Annotated in this window: 14 protein-coding genes, 1 tRNA gene and 1 pseudogene; 4 read left to right on the top strand and 12 right to left on the bottom strand. The window is 38.5% G+C overall.

Annotated elements, in window-relative coordinates; translation table 11 throughout:
* Positions 1–61: 61 nt before the first annotated feature.
* Complete coding sequence (locus ACM2FC_RS10185; protein ID WP_498480809.1) at positions 62–532, bottom strand: RDD family protein; 471 nt, start codon at positions 530–532, stop codon at positions 62–64.
* A 191-nt stretch (positions 533–723) separates the two neighbouring features.
* Between ACM2FC_RS10185 and ACM2FC_RS10180 the strand changes: the two genes are divergently transcribed.
* Positions 724–808: transfer RNA gene (locus tag ACM2FC_RS10180), tRNA-Leu, on the top strand.
* Between the two features lie 757 nt (positions 809–1,565).
* Here the strand turns inward: ACM2FC_RS10180 and ACM2FC_RS10175 are convergent.
* The 11 genes and pseudogenes from ACM2FC_RS10175 to malX all read right to left on the bottom strand — a co-directional run bounded on the left by ACM2FC_RS10175 (position 1,566) and on the right by malX (position 14,619).
* Positions 1,566–3,332 (bottom strand): hypothetical protein, encoded by a 1,767-nt coding sequence (locus ACM2FC_RS10175; protein WP_498480808.1) that lies wholly within the window; start codon positions 3,330–3,332, stop codon positions 1,566–1,568.
* A 59-nt stretch (positions 3,333–3,391) separates the two neighbouring features.
* Complete coding sequence (locus tag ACM2FC_RS10170) at positions 3,392–4,402, bottom strand: class II aldolase/adducin family protein (protein WP_498480807.1); 1,011 nt, start codon at positions 4,400–4,402, stop codon at positions 3,392–3,394.
* A 53-nt stretch (positions 4,403–4,455) separates the two neighbouring features.
* On the bottom strand, positions 4,456–5,205 hold the full coding sequence (locus ACM2FC_RS10165) for an HAD family hydrolase (RefSeq protein ID WP_498480806.1): 750 nt from the start codon (positions 5,203–5,205) through the stop codon (positions 4,456–4,458).
* The gene (locus ACM2FC_RS10160; RefSeq protein ID WP_498480805.1) at positions 5,202–7,232 is read right to left on the bottom strand and encodes a hypothetical protein; all 2,031 of its coding nucleotides are present in this window, start codon (positions 7,230–7,232) and stop codon (positions 5,202–5,204) included. Before ACM2FC_RS10160 ends, ACM2FC_RS10165 begins: the two co-directional genes overlap by 4 nt.
* On the bottom strand, positions 7,229–7,831 hold the full coding sequence (locus ACM2FC_RS10155) for a phosphatidylinositol-specific phospholipase C/glycerophosphodiester phosphodiesterase family protein (RefSeq protein WP_498480804.1): 603 nt from the start codon (positions 7,829–7,831) through the stop codon (positions 7,229–7,231). Before ACM2FC_RS10155 ends, ACM2FC_RS10160 begins: the two co-directional genes overlap by 4 nt.
* Positions 7,812–8,525, bottom strand: coding sequence for a glycosyltransferase family 2 protein (locus ACM2FC_RS10150; RefSeq protein ID WP_498480803.1), 714 nt, complete (start codon positions 8,523–8,525; stop codon positions 7,812–7,814). Before ACM2FC_RS10150 ends, ACM2FC_RS10155 begins: the two co-directional genes overlap by 20 nt.
* A gap of 1 nt (position 8,526) precedes the next feature.
* Positions 8,527–8,922, bottom strand: coding sequence for a GtrA family protein (locus tag ACM2FC_RS10145; protein ID WP_498480802.1), 396 nt, complete (start codon positions 8,920–8,922; stop codon positions 8,527–8,529).
* Positions 8,919–10,589: a sugar phosphate nucleotidyltransferase gene (locus ACM2FC_RS10140; RefSeq protein WP_498480801.1), complete on the bottom strand. Its 1,671-nt coding sequence runs from the start codon at positions 10,587–10,589 to the stop codon at positions 8,919–8,921. The genes ACM2FC_RS10145 and ACM2FC_RS10140 overlap by 4 nt, the downstream gene beginning before the upstream one ends.
* Before the next feature lie 589 nt (positions 10,590–11,178).
* A pseudogene (locus ACM2FC_RS10135) lies at positions 11,179–11,376 on the bottom strand (helix-turn-helix domain-containing protein); the annotation flags it as partial.
* A gap of 370 nt (positions 11,377–11,746) precedes the next feature.
* On the bottom strand, positions 11,747–12,940 hold the full coding sequence (locus ACM2FC_RS10130; protein ID WP_498480800.1) for a MalY/PatB family protein: 1,194 nt from the start codon (positions 12,938–12,940) through the stop codon (positions 11,747–11,749).
* A 101-nt stretch (positions 12,941–13,041) separates the two neighbouring features.
* The gene (gene malX, locus ACM2FC_RS10125; protein ID WP_498480799.1) at positions 13,042–14,619 is read right to left on the bottom strand and encodes a maltose/glucose-specific PTS transporter subunit IIBC; all 1,578 of its coding nucleotides are present in this window, start codon (positions 14,617–14,619) and stop codon (positions 13,042–13,044) included.
* A 263-nt stretch (positions 14,620–14,882) separates the two neighbouring features.
* On the opposite strand from malX, the gene malI reads away from it, so the two are divergent.
* From malI to ACM2FC_RS10110, 3 genes are all read left to right on the top strand, one after another.
* Positions 14,883–15,905, top strand: coding sequence for a Mal regulon transcriptional regulator MalI (malI, locus tag ACM2FC_RS10120; RefSeq protein ID WP_498480798.1), 1,023 nt, complete (start codon positions 14,883–14,885; stop codon positions 15,903–15,905).
* A gap of 225 nt (positions 15,906–16,130) precedes the next feature.
* Positions 16,131–17,831, top strand: coding sequence for an ArnT family glycosyltransferase (locus tag ACM2FC_RS10115; protein WP_498480797.1), 1,701 nt, complete (start codon positions 16,131–16,133; stop codon positions 17,829–17,831).
* Positions 17,832–18,121: 290 nt separating this feature from the next.
* Entirely contained in the window at positions 18,122–19,381 is a 1,260-nt protein-coding gene (locus tag ACM2FC_RS10110) for an HD-GYP domain-containing protein (protein ID WP_498480796.1), read from the top strand.
* Positions 19,382–19,625 lie beyond the last annotated feature (244 nt).

The following is a 19,625-nucleotide window of genomic DNA, read 5'->3' as shown; positions in this document are numbered from 1 at the left end:
AATGGTAAAGGAAGGCAATGAGCCTTCCTTTATTTTTGCCATAGTGCGAAGAAAAGTGGAGTTAATTCGCTTGTGGTAATACGACGACTTCAGTTTTAGCGATGATGTCTTGAAGACCTCTTTTGCCAAACAGTGCAAGCAAATTAGCCAGTCCAAACAAAGAGGTGAACAGTCTAATAATGATTTGGCCTTTAGAGATATAGCTACTCTTTTTACTAACTAATTTTAAACGCCAAGCGCGCATGCCAAGCGTTTGTCCGGCTTTACCCCAGAAATAAAGATAAAAACTCACCCATACCGAGATGAGATATAAGAAGTAAACGTGGCTCCATATCGGATGATTATCTAACAGATCTGCGATATCAGTGTATGGGCCTAAAGCGAACAGTTGAAATTTTAGTAGAGCTTGCAGCACGGCTACCACGATGCCACCGGCTATCATTTCAATAGCGATAATAATGAGCAAGTCATAGAAGAGAGCGCCGAGCCTGCGCAAAAATCCTGCTTTTGGAAGAGTAGATATATCCTTCATATCAGTATCACGTCCGTAATGAAATTGGCAAAATAATATCCTGTCACTCTTCAGAATGAAACGAGTTAACTCTCACAATTGCTGCTTGTGGCTAATTATTCAGCAAACAACTGGAAATACTGACTTTTGCTCTTGCACCATACCACTTCTTCCGTATAATGCCTTCCATCAACGGGCACAAGCCCAAAGATGCCGGTGTGGTGAAATTGGTATACACGACGGATTCAAAATCCGTTGCCTTCGGGCGTGGCGGTTCAAGTCCGCCCACCGGTACCACTTCTCTCTTTCCTTATTGGTCAGGGGTTTAGAGATAAATATCAGGTCAACAGAGTTTTTATCCTAGCTAAGGTTATTCATTTTTTGGGTAATTATGGGAAAGGGTAAAGATGGCAACCATACAATCCTCCAAATGAAAACGTGGCACTAGGTATCGTGTAAAGGTGATGCTCGCGTAATTAAATTAAACTCCTAAAGAAGAAAAAACTTACAAAATTACTCTCATTTAAACTACCTATTTCCGTACGTTTTTCAAAAAATTCAGCAATTTAATTTTCGACGTAATGAAAGTTTTTCTTTAACAGTACACTGGCAAAAATCGTTACCCTCAGTTTAAGGCACTAGGTCAAACGAGTAGAATTGTTAATCGGTTGATGCACTTAAAACAAAAACTCTTTACCCATCTATCCTGAATGTAAAGTAGAAACGCTGTTGCAGACAGGTAAGAGGGTATTCTGCGTCAGCAATATAACTCTCTATATAAATCTACAGACTGCTGCAAGGTTGCAAAGAAAAATGACAATATCAGTCAGTGAGGACCTGAATTAGCTGAAGAAGAACAACTTAACGAGCTTAAAAGTTGTTCTAAGTAAGTAGAATGGATAGTACATTTTTCCTTTTTGTTATAGTTTGCCATCGTTGATGGTTTTGCTAACTTAGCTCAGTTTACAGTGTGATTTTATTTCTTCAGAAATTGACTTCAACTAATATTATATGAAAATCTGTATAATCGTTAGTTGAAGTCTAAAAAGTTAAATTAATTGTTTCTTAATCTTAAACAGTAATCATACTTTTCCATTTCATCTCTATTTAATTTCTTTATGTTTTTTTGTTTCTTTAATATTAAGGAGCAATATATAACTTTGTCTTGCGCACCTACAATCCAAAGTCTCATTTGACCAGAATCCAAATATTCAACATCTGACGACTTAATTCTTAGTCCAGATAACTGTGCGTTAAGAGCTGATTTCCAGTAAGGTTCATCTTTACTCACTATATATGATTTTTGAGAGCTATTTTGTAAACGGGCATCCTTGTAGAGTAGATATTTATTAGATGCATTAGTTGTTCTATTTGGTAAAGTTAGGCCATAATATTTGTCTGGAAGGCAGTATACTAAGAATATAACTAACAACACGAGTATTATGCTTTTATTTAGCTTTGTTTTTACTAAAAAAATAATTAATACGGCCATAGTAAGAGTAGACATTAACAGGTAAGCATGAGCTTGAGAATCTATATTTCCATTGTTTCGAACAATAAGAATGCCAAGTAAGGAAGTAATGCCATATACTATTAAAGATCTATCGAAAAACGGCAGTTCTTTGAAATTTATTGTTAGGTTTTTGAACTTTAGTGTTTTTAAAATGATGGCAAAAAATACTGCATAATATTTTATTAATATGTAAATTAATATTAGGCTGGAAATAGCGGTTTTGTTCCCTATATGCTCAATAAGTAGTTTAATTGAGTCTCGCATACTCCAACCTATCACTCCTCCAAAATGAAAAGCATTATGTAGTGTAAAGTCTGCAGCCTTTTTAACTACTGGAGTTGCAATAAATGACATATCAAGCCAAGTATACATATTAGCTAGAACTAATATCCCAGAAAATATGGTAAGAGGAGCAAACCTTAACTCTTTATTTTTCCACCATATATAAAAAGCAAAAATACCTGCTATATAAAATATTGGAGCTTTACAAATAATCAGCATTACAGCAAAAAATAGTAGTTCCAAGTTTCCTTTTGGAACGGAGTGACTATTTTCTTCAGAACTATTATTTAGATACCTAACGAATATTTCTAGTATAACAAAAACATACATAAATGAAGAAATTGTTAAACTATAATTTATTTCTTCACCATATATTCCAAATACAGTAATACATATAAACAGTAACTTCCAAGGATTAGGTTTGATAGTTGTATACAATGAGTATATGAAATTTGTTAGAAATATTATCGCAAGGATATACCTTATTTCCTGAAAAAAAGCCAAATTAGGATTTGGGTTTAAAAAACCAATAACTGCAACTGAAGCCGATGGTAAAAGGTGCATTGCAGAAAATTCTGAAGGATAATAAGTAGGAACTCTAAGGTTGCTCAAATAATGAGCTTTTAACATTTCATAAGAAGGACCAAAATACAATACTGAGTGATCGTTAAAATGGAAGAACTGATAGTGAAAATTAATCAGATAAATTGATAATATTAAAAAAATAACAGTAATTGATAATATTTTTTCCTTTGTTGAAAGAAAGAAATTTTTTAAATGAAACATCTGGTTTTTTCTATTTTTTATAAATTCAATAAAGAATAATAAAAGTCCAATAGAAAAAATAGACTTTATTATTATCAAGTTATAGCCTGGAATATATCTAGACGTTACTGAGATAATTGATGCTATCACTAGCAGCCCTGCTAGTAGTGAGGAAGAAAAATTATACTTTGTAATAGTTCTTCCAAAAATAGCTGTCAGAAATATAGTTGGTATAATATACAAAAATTCTACCATATTCATTCTTTCTTTCCAAAAAGGTTATTAAAAATTAGCTATTAATAAAGGGAGAATTGACATGTTTACTTTTCGAGCATAATTCGGTATCGTTCTGCATCCCAGTCTAATAACTCATCTATTTCATTCTTTGTTAAAGTATTTAAAGTATCACTTGAATCTAATCTGCTTAATACATCAAAAAAGCAGAGAATTTGCTGGGACTTAGCTTTGTTAAGCACTTTACTTGAGTAGACCCCATGATCTTTTATAAAAATAACTTCCGGTCGATTCTCTAACTCTAAACTAGTAAGGATTTTTTTCATTTCTGTTTTGTTAGAAAAGCTAGCAGGTGAAGGTCCTAGAAACACAACATGATCTGGATAAAGCGCCCAGTTTTTCTCTAATCGATTAAATAATAGTGGGTCGGTGGTTAAACTATGGACGTGCTCTGCGACGGGGAAATAGGTTGTATAATTGTCAATTTTGATATTACCGATTGGAAGTGTCATATTTGTTCTAGGTACTATATCTGATGACATTTTGCTGATTAAGAACTTAAGTGTATCATCAATATCTTCAATACTATCACCACCAATTACTACACCATGATTCTTAAGAAATATGACTTGTATATTTTTATTTCTAGTCAAAACGTTACTTGCTGCTAGCGCTAGAAGTGCACCTGGTTTATAGTAATCAACTATAGCCCAATTTATATCTTGCCCAATTAGGGACGCTATAATATTTTCACAATCTTTTTTGACTAAATGTGCTAATATTTCTATTGCATGGAGGTGTACTACTACTTTTTGTGGCATCAAAGCATGAAGTAGCGTTTCTATCGAAGGTTTCATATTCACTTCGCCTATAGCTTCCGGAGTTACTGAAAAATTTTTCTTCCGAAAACTCTCACGAAGGCCTTCTAAGTTTACAGGGACAAAAATATCTCGCTTGCTAGCGTCCGCTAGCCAAGTTCCCGAAGCTTTTACCCACAAAATATTGTTGTCTTTCCAAGATATATTACCTCCAGCTCCTTGAACTAATAAAGGGTCTTGACCCAATCTAGCACAGTATTGAGTGATCGTGGTTTTCATAAATATTCCTTTGGATTATTATCAAACTTCTTAAATATATGGCTTATCAAACCTTATTCGTTAATAAAGCGTTTTATAAATTGGCGCAACTCTGAAAACTCTTTAAATGAAGCATCTGGAGTATTTTCCCCTTGTCCAAGTTTTATTCCTTTGTGGATCTTTTGAAACGTGACAGCATCGATTTGTTCTTTAGCACCGCGTATATCGTTAACTGGGTTATCTCCTATCATCCAAATACAGCCGCCTTTTGGGCGCATTTTCTCAACTGCAATTTTGAATGGAGCTTCATGAGGCTTATCAAAACCAGCTTCTTCGCTAGTGACAATATAATCAAAATAATGATCTAATCCAAAGTACACTACCTTTCTGAACTGTATTTGAGCAGTTAAATCAGTTACTATCGCAATCGGTATGCCTAGTAGCCTTAAGTCATCAAGCAGCTCTTTTACATCATTAAATAAGATGGCATTAGTTAGAAACGTTCTCCAGTAAGTTTGTTCAAAATCTAGGGCTAATAATACTTGGGAACCTAAGCCCATAATTTCTAGCATTCTTTGCAAATATAGCAATCTACTATGTGAAGAGGCTGTATGCTGTAAGCGTATTTTTACCTGCTTTCGGGCTTCAGTAAAAGCGCTATCGAATGTTTTTGCGTCTATTGAAAAAGTGCCTATTACTTTGTCTTTCACAGCCTTCATTGCTGCTTGGTGTGCAGGGTCATAAGGATAAAGTGTATTATCTGTATCAAAAAGAATAGCGTCAGGTAAGCGATCTAATCGCCTTTCGTTATAAATATTTATCATACGAATCGTTTTGTAAGTGCTTGTGTAATATGTGATAGTGTGACCAGCTGCATTAATCCAATGACTCCACCTTGCCACTCTGGACTAATATCAAGAAAGTCGAGAACTTGCGGACACAGCAGTTTAGCCGCCATTTCAATGTCTTCTGCTGATGTTTCACCTTCTATAGTGAGAACAGATTCTCCAAACTCGTTATGTATAACAACATCAACATGAAGTCCGCACACACCGACCAGAATCCTAGTAAGGGAAGCTTCATTTAATCCATGCTTGGATCTAGCAACTAATTTTAGACGTAGAGGATGGTTAGTATCCGTGTCGGATAATATACGTGGGTGTATAGGTTGCACTGAAAAAACTAAATCTGCTTTGTCTGCTTGAGGTTTTATAAAGCGCTCTGAATCTGGCTTTCTAGACGTTATAGAGGATATGACTTGTTCCAACTTATGGCCTCTTTGTTTTACGTCACGTTGCACCTTAAAGTAACGCCTCAAATCTTCATCAATATCAAGATAAACGCCTAAATGACAACAACTCCTAAGTATAGGTAAATACAAAGCATGTAACCCACTGACTATTATAAAATCATTGCTTTTGACCTTATGAGGATGGCTCATTTTCCCAGTTGAATGATCGTAGTGTGGAGCCATTATGGATTTTCCGTCTACTAGCGAGACGAGATCTGTTGCTAACCTCTCCAAATCATTTGCACTTGGGTTTAAGTGAGTCATCACCTGCCACATCGGTTTATGTCGATCCCATAAGTGATAGCTATCACCTGATATCGACGCGACAGAATGTGTTCCAAAAATCTGAGTTAGGGCATCAGCATATGTATCCTTGCCTGCTCCAGAGTCCCCAGCGATCCCTATAACGAAAGGTCTCCGACTCAGTCTAAAAAAGTCATTTCTAGAAATACTGTCACGCCAAATACGCAGCATTAATATCGCCCCCAAAGCTGCGATACTAGTATGAAGTATAGATAGAGTATATTTTCCCGTATCAAATAAGGCGAAATGGTGCAAAACAGAGGTAACTGATTTGTCAGACAATACTATACCTAGAACATACAACGCAGAAAAAATAGCACTTAAGTAGATTGATATTTTTCCACTGCTCGCTTGGTACGTTACAAGCATTGGAATTGCCCACACATACCAACCTGCAGCTTCAGGGTTTAAGATTACGATAAGCAAGAATGCCATTCCGAGAAAGGATTGAAATAAATCAAAGTTAAGACGACGAACACGCCATGCAGCATATAACATCATAAGGTAGGCGAGTGGTACTAAATATATAATCATATCAGGACTAACATTTATAGATAGCTGATAGACTCTTTCCATTTCAGGGTTACTAGTTAGCATATATACCCCTGCACTAGAATATAAAAATGGTAAACCGAATATGATTGCGCCAATCAGCACTCCTTTAGTAAAGACTAGTAAACGCTGCTTTAGTGATTGATTTCTAATGAGGTATATGAAAAAAAATGGTAAAGCCAAAATCATACTTAACTTTGCTGATATTGCTGCAACACAAAGTATGCCAGCCTCGAAAAGCCTTAAGATTTTTGTAGCATATAATGCTGCAACTAGTATGGCGATTGGGATAATATCGTTTAAACCCAATAGGTAGCTAGGTATAATAACAATTGGAGATAACCAATATATAGTCAACAATAAACGGTCACGGTTTGGTATCATGCGTCTTAGCAAGTGCAATAAACCAAAATCAGCCAATAGAATAGTAATACCGTATCCTACTTCTACGGGCATCGAAAAAATCTTGAAAAGCATTGAAATAGGCATAAATATAAGCCACATAACGTAACCATATGGAAATGCGTCAGTTGCTCCCTTGGCTATTAACCAACTTCCCCAAGGATCCCATGATAGATTGTTGATACTATGTTCTAAAAAAGGGGCATACCAGCTCGCTGTCGCGGTTGGTATAATAGAGAAAATTAGTAGCAATCGGATAGCTAGCCCAATGACAAAAAGTGGATTTAAATATAATTTTTTCATAGGTAACCAAGTTGTTCCCAGATTTCGGGTGTTTTTGTACAGATGGCTTCCGGGTTAATATTATTCTTGGTAAGAATATCAGCTAAAAGAGGAATTTCTACGTGGGCATTGCGCCCTTGCAGTTCAGGGGAAACTAAACAAAGCTTAAAGCCAGTCTCTTGCAGAGTTCTTGCATCTTCCTTTGTCAAAGGAAACCGCGTAAAACAATCGACCCACACCCAATCAACTTTTCCTTGTAGTGTCAAAGCTGTTTCCAAAGACTCAAACTCAGAAACCCGGACAGCGCATTTCTTTTCTCCGGCAGCTGACCACTTTATCAAGAAAGGGAAAGATTGATCTAAAAAGAAATAGTCTTTAATATTATACTTTACCATTAGTGATATCAGCTGTTCTTCGAGACCTTCTTCTTTAACATTCAAAATTAAAGTTCCATGTTCATAGTGAGAAAGCCACTCTTCAAAATATTCTCCTTTTACCATGGGGTCATGATGAATTATTAGTTCATTCTCGTCACTACGAATATCAACTTCAATGCCATATTTAACTGGCGTTGACTTGAGGTCAGTAATTGTGTTTCTTCTATGAGCAATCAACTTCATTTTTTAAAGCTCTCCTTAGTTGCAAGCTGAATTCTACGGTTCGGCGAATAAACTTAACTTTGCCGCTCCAGTCAACATTCCAGTGGGAGTTACCGTAAGCCCTTTCGCCAAAACGAACCGGGAATCTATGTATGGCTAGGCCTTGCTGGCGAGCCTGATAGTAAGCATAAAGATCAAGAGCGAAGTCGTAAGGTGGGTTTGCCCAAGAATTGAAAAAGTCTTTAGAGAACACTGTTGGTTGTGCATTGATGTCCCACATTGGTTTACCGATCAATAGCGTCTCAAATATACTCATTCCTACAGTAAAAAAGGTATCTGCCCAAGGCCTACCATATCTTCGACCTTTCACAAATATTTGTTTACCATGCTGTTCAAAAATTTCAAATGCCTTCAAAGCATCTAAAGGATCTGTTTGCATATCTGCGTGACTCCAGCCTAAAATATCTCCTCGAGCAGCTCGCAAACCGCTTAAAATACCAAAGCCATAACCTTGGTTATTTTCAACGCGAATGCTTCTACATCTTGGATATTGTTGAAGTAATTCTTCTAAAACAGAGGGGCTGTTGTCCGTTGAGCCGTTGTCGACCAATATAACTTCGATATCTGGGTTTTCGACGACCTTTTCACAACGCTTAAGAAGCAGTGGTAAGTTATCAGCCTCATTGAAGCAAGGTATGACAAGAGAATACTTCATTTTATCTCCGAATTGGCGATCCTGAAAAAACAAAAACCTTCATTCCTATAAAATTAATAGTGGCTGATGTTCCTGTCGCTATAAGAAATGCCGCGTTTATTCCCCAACTGAATTGAGACATAAAATCTAACGAGGCTTGATTAGTTAAAACATTGATCCCTAGAGCTATTACATAAAGTAAGGCGAACTTCTGCATAGTATTTGGCTGGTGTTTAATATGATTAAACGTCCAGAATTTATTGGCAATATACGCAAAAATCGTTCCAGATATAAAACCTAACGCCTTCGAAATACTATGTCCTATATCGAGCCAAAGCCAGAAATGGTAAGTGGAAAAATCGACACCTACTGTAAGAAAACCGACAATTAAAAATATAAGAAGCTCTTTTTTAATCATGAAAGTGGTTCCAGCAACTCAGGTAACAATTTGCTATAAGATTGCTGTAATATATCTACTTCTTTTTGACTTGAAATTCGTGTGTCATTTTCGAGACGATATGGGTGCCCATCCCATTTGTGAAAGCAAGATTGCCAGTATTCAAAAGTACGTAATTCGTTCGGTGTACCCCAACAAATATAGTGTGTAACTTCAAAAATTCTGCACTTTAAACCAAGCTCAAGAGCTTCATTGATACAACTATCCAAGTAAAACTCACCATTTACTCTTCTATCCTTGATAATCATTTGCTCAACACAACGCTTAAATATTTCAGCAGACTTGAATGTGAAGGTGCCGATTACAATAGGATCGCTCTGAGGAGAGTTAAGAGGCTTTTTAACAGAAACTGAATTTATTATGCCGTCAGACTCTTCTATCCAACCATACATGTTTGGTTGTCGCACAGCATTTGCGTGACCTCGAGACGCCCAAACGATTATATCGACATCTTGCTGTTCAAGTAATGCATTCAACTTATCGTAATCATATAGAGCACCGTTATCACAAGCACCAAAGGTGATTGGGCCGGTTAAGTCTTTAAAAGAACTAGTCGCTTTTTCCAAACCAATTAATGCGGAACAGGCTTGCCCTTCTGTAACTTCTAAAACAGACTCAATGGCTACAGAAGAAAAAGACTCCTCAAGCATATTCAGTATTTTTACATACTCAGGCGTATCACGCCTCAATACAAAAGTATAGTTGTGAGCATTTGGAAGGTCGTTAACGGCCTGCATTACCATCGGTTGACCTGAGACTGGGATAAGAGGCTTAGTTTGAGGGTATCCTTCCTTGCTAAACCTTTGGCCTAAGCCAGCCATAGGAACGATAATATTACCTACAGAGTGATGGGCTGGTTGTTCTACCGTATAACTTCGGAAAGCATCAGACCAATTGAGGTATTCGGTAACATCTTCAGGTGTTCCCCATTGCATAAAGTGCTGAAGTGGGTAAACGGCAATACTTTTTTTTCTAGAAAGTAAAGGCTTATATGCCAAGCTAACGTAGAACTCTCCCCCTACATGTAAGTTATGTAACTTAACAGAGCTGAAAGCCTCAAACATCAATGCCGCATTTGCAAAATAGTACGTACCACTAGAAGCATATTCTTCCATACGGTTGTCGGTATAAGGTTGCTTTTCTTGGATATCTTCGACCCAATAGTTCTTTTCCAGCATATATGCATAGTTTGTTGTGCCCAGCGTGTGAGGATGAAAGCCTTTGTAGGCTGGTATCGCCCCGTCACAGTTACTATGATTAACATATCGGCAAAAGTGCTCCCAATCCCAATAGCAGGTGAAGTCACAATAATTCACAATGGTGGGCTTATCTGGGTCAATAAGATGCTCTACCTGTTGCACAGCATGAATCGGGCCAAGTTTATGAGGGGGAATGCCTACGATACGGCCAGTTGGACAATATTCTGATAATATTTCCCTCATTCTATAGTTCTGGTTCTCTAGATGCTCATTGTTGCATATAAATAAGAAGTCAGATTCTCCAGGAAACATATCGATTACATGGGCAATAATAGGCTTGTTATCAATTTCAATTAGAGGTTTAGGAATTGTATAACCCGCTTTCCTAAATCGTTCACCAAAACCAGACATAGGAATAATGATCTGCATTGTATGCACCTTGTTTAATTTTTGGTCTATAAAAGTGCTATAAATCATTAATTTAGAAGACATGCACTGAGATAGAGAGTGTTTTATATGTTAATGTTACTTCAACCTATGTTACCCATTCATTTAGGCTGGGCCCAAATCTATAGTTGAAATTTGTGGTGGGAATATCACAAGATGCAATCTTATCAAATAAAAGGGGAGAATATACCGGTTTATGACCTCTATCGCATCATTTTCTAGCCAACCGATTGTTAACTGTTGTAGTGAAAATTTGTCAAGTGCTAGCGAGAGCTGTCCCCAGTCTAATAAAAGCTCTCCGAGTACACATATAGCAAGTATTATATAGTTTGTTTAGCTGGAGGCGAGACCTTTTTGGGGGCGGAAACTGCCTAGATTTTATGATTATCAGATAGTAAATTACTTTGTTGATCTCAAGTGCTCCGAGATACCGATGGATATCGGTTCTATTAAGAAAGACTCTAGGTAGAGTTTAAATGTTTTATCAGGTGTATTGTTCAAAAAATAGTGGGCTAAGGTGAATTTAGGATAAGTCAAGGCCAATCGATCTAACGTATTTACATTACTCACTTTACCAGGTTTGCTTTCGATATTGTTTTGATGTGATGCTAGTTAATTTCTTGAACATCTTACTGAATGATGAGTCTCGATTGTAACGTAGTTGAAAGGCAATTTCATTGATGGAGATCGACTGTTTGAGTAGGGTCTTTGATTTTACTAATTTTGCCCTCTTACGCCATTTGTTGAAGCTCATTTTTATCTCCCTTGAAAATGTTTTGTGAGTGTTCGTTCAGTGCTAAACACTCGTTTTGCCCATTCCGCAAGACTTTTAGGATTACTTATTCTGTATATGAGCGCTCGATAATTGGCCGCAGCAATTTGTGTTATGCTATAGATAAAAATTATTGGTTGGTTCAGCTTGTGCAAGGCGACTCATTAACACTTAACTCAAACACTTATCTTGTTCAGATAGCACGGTAGTGGTGCTACACGAGAGTAACTTGCTGATAATGCTGTTTAGCAATGGAGTCAGTGGAATCATGCAGGCTTTTCGGGGAGTTGGCGGCATCAGCTTTCGGACACATTGGTCAAAAACTATCTCAACTTACTAGTACAGGGTCATTCACTAAAGTTACAAGTCATGACTCAATGTCTAGTCGCTTACTAGTTAAATCTTTAATAGCACTGATTAGAGCGCGGAGTCCTGTTGCTACTTTAGAACATGGACAACCTAAATTCAGCCTAACAAATTGTTGCCCGGCTTCTCCGTATATTTTTCCCTGCATGATTGCAACATTATACTTTTCTATGAGCTGGCTGTTTAACTCGTCCATATCGATTGCGAGGGGTGATAAGTCAATCCAGGCCAGATAGGTTGCGTCGGGAACTTGATAGTCGATAGAGGGAATTTCACGAGCAAGCTGTTGTTGTACGTAGCTGTGGTTAGCGTGCACATATTCAATGAGTTTATCTAGCCACTCTTCGCTATGGTTGTAGGCGGCCATGGTCGCAATAACTCCAAGAATAGAAGGTGAGGAAAGCCCATCGACTTGCTTGAGGTTAAATAAAAACTGATTTCTCGCCTGTTCATTGGCAATAAAAGCGTAAGCGCCATTAAGTGCTGGGATGTTAAATGACTTCGAAGCTGAGCTAACCAACGCCCAGTTATCCGACATACCAAACCCTTGCCATGGCGTGTGTTTTTTAAAACAAACATCCATGTGAATTTCATCGCTAATCACTGCCACATTGTGTTTCGCGCAAAGTTCATCCATATAGGCTAACTCTTCAATACTCCAGACTTTTCCTGTTGGATTATGTGGGCTACAGAGTAAAAGTATTTTGTTATTTGGGTCGGAAAGTTGCAGCTCTAGCTTGTCCCAATCAATGGTATATCCAGACGTGTCACGTAGTAACTGATTAGTCACGAGCTGTCTGTCAAGCCCAAGAATCATCTTGTCAAAAGCATCGTACGCAGGGGTATGAATGATGATGCCTTGTTTGGGTGTGCTCCATTGGCGAATAAGCTGAGAAATGATGTAGATAACAGATGGCCCGTAAACAACATGTTCTTTGGATAACTCAGCGTTAAAGCGTTTTGAAAACCAACCGGTAATGGATTGCTTAAAGTCATCGTGATTCCAGCGGCTGTAACCAAATACTGGATGTGCCATTCTCTTGTTTACGGCATCTAAAATTGTTTGCGGTGCAGCGAAATCCATATCTGAAATGGTGAAGGGCAGTAGTCCTGCTTTACCAAAACGGTCTTCGACATAGTCCCACTGCGTGCAGTATGTGCCTGTTCTATCGATAGGGGTTGAAAAATCAAACATTGAAACTCCAATTTTTACTTTCTTCTAGAGTATTGGTGAGTAGTAGGGTTTGGAAAGGTAAGTAATGAAGCAGAGTGGGCAACTCTGCTTCATTGCAATGCTTATGTTGTGGCTGTCATCAGTGATTGCATTTCATTTTTTACAATATGTACTTGCGTACCAATGACGACTTGCAAGCTGTGCTTATCCAACTTCACTACACCCAAAGCACCGCATGATTTCAATTTTGCTTCGTTGACAAGGGACATGTCCTCTACAGTAAGGCGTAAGCGAGTAATACAGTTATCCAATGATGTGATATTTTCTGATCCGCCAAGAGCTGCTAAGATGAGTCCTCCTTTGCTGCCAGCGGTAGAAATGATGCCTTCAAGTTCCTCTGAAGTTGGTGTTTCTTCAGACTCTCGACCCGGAGTTTTTATGTTGAATCTTAAAATCGCGAATCTAAAGACAGAGTAATAAACAGCAAACCAAATAGCAGCTACAACTGGGACTAGATACCACTTGGTGGCTGTGCCTTGCAATACACCGAATACAATAAAGTCGATGATGTTGCCATCGGTGTTACCAATAGTGACACCGAGCATACCCATGACCATAAAGCCTAATCCAGTTAGAACTGCATGAACGAAGTAGAGTGCTGGAGCAGTGAATAGGAAGAGAAACTCGAGAGGTTCTGTAATACCGCCAACGATGCAGGCTACGACACCTGACAGCAATAATGCTTTAATTTTGCCACGATTTTCTGGTTTCGCGCAGTGATACATTGCAAGCGCTGCGCCTGGCAGACCGCCTAGGAAGGTAGGCATTTTTCCTTGGGATAAAAAAGCAGTAACAGAAGGAGTGAATTCATGTACTTGGTTACAAGAAAGCTCAGAGTAGAAAATGTTCAGTGCACCTGAAACGGTTTCACCACATACATGCATTGTTCCACCCGCTTCAGTGAATCGGATTAGTGCGACCAAAATATGATGAAGGCCAATAGGTAAAAGAAGTCTCTCTCCTGTTCCAAATAAGAATGGCCCAAAGACACCAGCGCCATGAATTACATGGCCAATACCGTTGATACCTGCTGCAAAAAATGGCCAAACAAATGGTACTACTAAGCCAACAATACCCAGTGTCAGGGTAGATACAATTGGAACAAAGCGCGCGCCGCCAAAGAATGCTAGTGCGTCAGGCATTTTAAATGTATAAAACCGTGCGTGCAGCTTAGCGACGATAATACCGACAATGACTGCTCCTAAGATACCTGTATCGATAGACTCGGTACCTAAAATAGATTTTACCCCATAGCTTTGACGTAGAGTCTCGCTATCCAAAATACCATTCACGGTTAGGTAAAAATTAATGGCTAAATTGAGAGCTGCATATCCGGCGAGTCCTGAAAAGGCTGCCACGCCTTTTTCTTCTCTCGCAAGTCCCATCGGAATTGCGATCGCAAACATTACAGGTAGATAAATAAAAGCGACTAAACCAATTTTTGTCATCCATATAAAGATGTATTGAAGTATTGGGGTATCAAAAAATGGTAGGGCTTCTTTTAGTGCAGTACTTGAAAATGAGCTGCCGATACCGAGCAAAATACCTGAGAATGCAAGTAGGGCGACTGGCACCATAAATGTTTTACCGAGGCTTTGGAAAAACTCCCACAAAGTACTTTTGCTGTTTTTGGGTCTCATATGACGTCTCCGGTCATTAATCTAATTTGCTTAGTAAGCTTCATGCTCACCAATTTCTATTCTTGTCCCAATATTGGACCTAATTGGTCATTTGATAAAATTATGATAAAACGTTTTATCATAATTGCCGTGACCGAGATCGGAATAACTTTATAAGTAAAGTTAAGGTGTTATAGTCACTTGGAATTGATGTTTATCTCTATAGGTTTAACGATTTACTAAATGGTGGGTTTGTACCAAGTGGTGAAACAGTTTGGATAACAATGGTAGAGAAGAAAATAAAGATTAAGGACGTCGCAGAGAAAGCGGGTGTATCGGTCACGACAGTATCGATGGTGTTGAGTGACAAAGGACGCATTTCTCCTGAGACCATTGCTAACGTAAATAAAGCCGTTGACGAGCTCGGTTATATTAAAAATCGAGCAGCATCTAATTTGCGCTCTCAGCGCTCAGAATTGATAGGGCTCATCGTTCGAGATATTAGTGACTCATATTATTCGGAAGTTGCCGCTGGACTTAGTGATGTATTGGAAGATCACGGATATATGTTGTTTCTTGCTCAATCCGGATCTAACCAAGAAAGGTTTGATCAATGTGTATCAACCATGCTTGCTCAGGGAGTGGGTGGTATTGTGTTTTGCCCTATTCGAGATATAGGCCTTCCAAATGACAATACGCTAGAAAAGCTTAACATACCGCTAGTTTGTGTCGCTCGAGCAAAGGTAAGTCAAGAAATTGATTTTGTTGGGCCAGATAATGTTCAAGCAGCGAAAATGGCGACGGAACACCTAATACAACAAGGACATCGACAGATTGCTTATGTTGGTGGGAAAAGTGATTCACTTAGCCGAGCAGAGCGGCTAGGGGGTTATTGCAGCAGTTTGATGCAATTTGGTTTACCGTTTAAGCCTGATTGGGTGGTCGAATGTGAAGAAAATATGGTGGCGTCTTCTGAGGTAGTACGAAAACTCATTAGTGAATACCCGACCGTCACCGCAATTCTTTGCCACTACTCAGTAACTGCATTGGGCGCTCTTTATGGTATTAATCGAACTAACCGTAGTGTCGGAAAAGATAACCATATTGGCCAGCAAATCGCGTTGATAGGGTTTGATGATGTCCCAGAGGCTACGCTAACCCAACCTCCATTAACGTTTATTTCAACTCCCATTCGAGAAATAGGTCGTAACGCTGGCCTAAGAATAATTCATCAGATGAAGAGTAGCGACAAAGCGCGACAAAGTTTAATATTGACGCCAAAAATAATTCTAAGAGATTCTGCGTAGCTGTTCGAATGTGATTGGTTGGGGGGCAGTATCAAATACAGTAAAGCAAGCCGCTCAGAATATATTTAATAGTGTGCCTTGCTACAAAAAGGGATTATTGTCATAAGTAGGTAAAGTCATATAAAGACTCTCCCAATTATATTGACATTCGTTAGGTGAAAGTTAGAGTGACTCGCTATCGTATGTGTGCGAATAACATTAAAATTGCCGAGACACTCTAATCAAATGAAATTTAAAAATTTTGATTTATGGAAGGTTTGTTTAGTACTTGCTTCCGTAATAGTTACTTTTAGCGGACTATTTGATCATCAAGTATGGACACCAGATGAACCACGAGTCGCCGCAATTATACATAACATGTATATGACAGGTAACTTTATTATCCCGTCCTATGCAGGCATCCCATTCGTAGAAAAACCACCATTCTTTTTTATTTTATCTACATTTGTTATGCACTTGACCCCATTGGATGCAGTTATGTCCGGTAGGCTCGCTCTAGCTCTCCTATGTTTAGGGACTTTACTGGTTGCATTCAAGTTAGTGGAGAGGCTTAAAGACAATCATTCAGCTTGGGTTTGTTTCGCAATATTAGCAACATCAGAAGGCTTTATTCTTAACTTTCATTGGTTGAGAGTAGACGCAGCCTTGATATTCACTGTGACGGCAGCTGTTTGGGCATTTGCTGAGGCGTATTTTCGCAATAAGTTACGTTGGCTTTATCTAGCGGGGATTTTCACTGGTTTGGCTTTTTTAAGTAAAGGGCCAGTGGCTATTGTGTTAATCTTCCCGGCTTGGGTTTACCTTTTATTGCGCTATTGTTATTTACGTAAAAAAGATCTTTCGAGTTATCCTTCCGCATCAAACATCGTAGTCCAGCATGTTATAGGTATTGCTATAATGGCTGTGGTCATTGCTTCTTGGGTATACCCATTTTATCTAACTGCTTCTCCCCAGCTTTGGTATGAATGGTTTTGGCAAAATCAAGTAGGTCGATTTACAGGTACGGCGAGTGCTGCGTTAGGCCATGTTATCAAAGGGCGTCCTTTCTATTACTTAAATGGAATTTCAGAGTATACACTGCCTTGGACTGCATTTTTCTTTGCTTGGTTTGTGCTACTCATAAAGCGTTATTTTAAAGAGAAAAGCATTTCTTGGTACGACGGTTTTTTACTTGTGTGGTTTGCAACTGTGATCTTTGTTTTCTCTTATTCGGAAACCAAAAGGTCGATGTATTTAGCGCCACTTATGCCTTTATTCGCGATGATTAGTACAGAAGCAATTTCTCAGCTAAAAGGAAATTGGGTTAACAGGTACAGGCAAGCTTGGGCGGCGCTAATGAGTGTATTCCTCGTGGCGATTGTAACAACGCCACTGTGGTATCAATTCTTACCTCTGAACAAGATCCCGACTCGAACGATTCATTGGTTAAGTGAGTGGCATTGGACCACAGTATTAGCTTTCATCTGTGTATTCTTGATATGGAAGGTTGAGTTTACGAAATGGAAAAGCTGGGTAAAGATGTCTGTAATTACGGCGCTATTTTTCTTTGCTGGGATAACTCACCTGTTTCCGGGAATAGATGTAACGAAAGATATGAGTAGAGACTTGAATAAATTTGTTAGCCATATTCCTGTAGATCAACGTTCTAAAATCGCAGGGATAAGCTTCACAGAGACAATGTCTTCTATCTTTTATTTATATGAAAATTGGCCTGTTCATATGGTTGAGAAAGAGCGAGCGGTCAAGATTCTAGAAGGTAAAGACCCGCAATTTACTTCAATATTGATAGATTGCTACAATACAGATAAGGGGCCGATAGATTGTAATTATCTGAATTACAAAGGGAAATATAAAGTTCTAGCGGAAGGGCACCCAAGAAGTAACAAGAAGGCAGACTCCATCTATTGGGTTGAAGGAATCAACTGATCCTGTTTTATCTGATTCCCATAGCTCACTCTCAGAGAGTTTTTCATCTTTAGCGAGTGAGCTTTTGGACATTTTCAACAAATCTTAGTGTTAAGTGGTTGCGAGTTTTAGCAAATTTACTATCTTTTAAGTGTATATTTTATAGAACTTATTATTGCGAAAGTGCGACAGAAGGCGTTTAACGCACTGATTGAAAACATTATCATCTAAATGTGTGTATGCATGCACAACCATCTTTAACTTATCGTTCAAGTGGTGATATATAAGCTAAAACACAGGAGGTTGTTTTTGTGGCGAGTATTAAAATCACCGTTGATAGGCTCCAGCCAGGTCTACATATTCGACTTCCTGTAAAGTGGAATGATCACCCCTTCCTATTTAATAGTTTTAAGATAAAAAACGAAGAACAGATCAAAATGATCCGCCACTTGGGGATCGAGCATGTTTTTATCAACTTAAATCAAAGTGACACAAAGCCATTACCTCCAAATACTGAGCCTTCACTAGATAGTAATAAAGAAGACAAGCAAGAAATAGATGCGGAGGCACAGAAACTCTGGGAAGAAAAACAACAACGAATCGAAAAACTGAATGCCTACCGCCGCAGAGTTATCAATTGTGAAAAAGAGTTTGAGCGATCTTTATCCCAAATGCGAGCTGTTATGAATAAAATTCGTAGTAGGCCAGAGCAAGCTATAGATGAAGCAACTGCATTAGTGAGTGATATCGTCGACAAGTTAATGAGTGATGACCATGTCACGCTACACCTAATAAATAGCAAAAGTGAGTTTGAAGATGTCTACTTTCATTCGTTAAATGTGTCAGTGATTGCGTTGATGATCGGGAAAGCAAAAGGGTTAGGATCAGAGCAATTGAAAGAGTTGTCATTTGCTGCGCTATTTCATGATATAGGCAAGCTAAAAGTACCAACCACGATTGTTCGTAAGCAAACACCACTGACAGAGCCAGAAAAAAACTATTTGAAGCTTCATACCAAATATGGTGTTGAACTGGCGAATAATATGGACACATTTCCAGATAGTGCTAAAAAAGTTATCGCTCAGCATCATGAGTTGATTGATGGCTCTGGTTATCCTGAAGGGTTAAAGGGTTCTGAGATTGATGAGTTGTCCCAGATAGTCGCTCTGGCGAATGCCTACGATAACTTGTGCCATCCTAGTATTCCTTCTGAGCAAAAAATTCCTTATGTCGCACTTTCTCATCTCTACAAGAATTGCAAAAAGCACTACAACAATGACAATTTAAATTTGCTCATTAAGTTTATGGGGGTCTATCCGCCAGGAACCGTCGTTCAACTATCCAATCAGATGGTTGGTTTAGTTATTTCTGTAAACAGCAAAGCGATTCTTTATCCAAATGTACTGATATACGATCCTTCAGTGCCTCGAACGCAAGCCCCTATTATTGAGCTTGAAGATAAAGAGATCAAAATTGTTAACGCTATATTGCCCAATAAGCTCCCAGATAAGGTCAAAGAGTATCTTAACCCCCGCTCGCGAATTTCGTATTTCTTCGATAGTGATGATTAATGACTAGTTAACCACATGCTAATGTGGATAGCTGGTGGATAATGTCTAAATTCTGTGGGTAAATATCACGGTTCGCACAACATCTGCTCAAAGCGATATTATTTCTGAAAAAAGTTAAAAAAACGCTTGCCAATAAAGTTCCGATCTCTATAATGCCCCCTCGCTGACACGGGATGGCTTCAAACAAGCCAAGCGCCCAGTTAGCAAGGTCTCCTAGCTAAGCCAAGTGCTTAAAAAAGTTTTG

This window comes from Vibrio sp. A37, from assembly GCF_059777565.1.
Note: the sequence above shows the minus strand (reverse complement) of the source record. Positions and strands in the feature narration are given on the sequence as shown.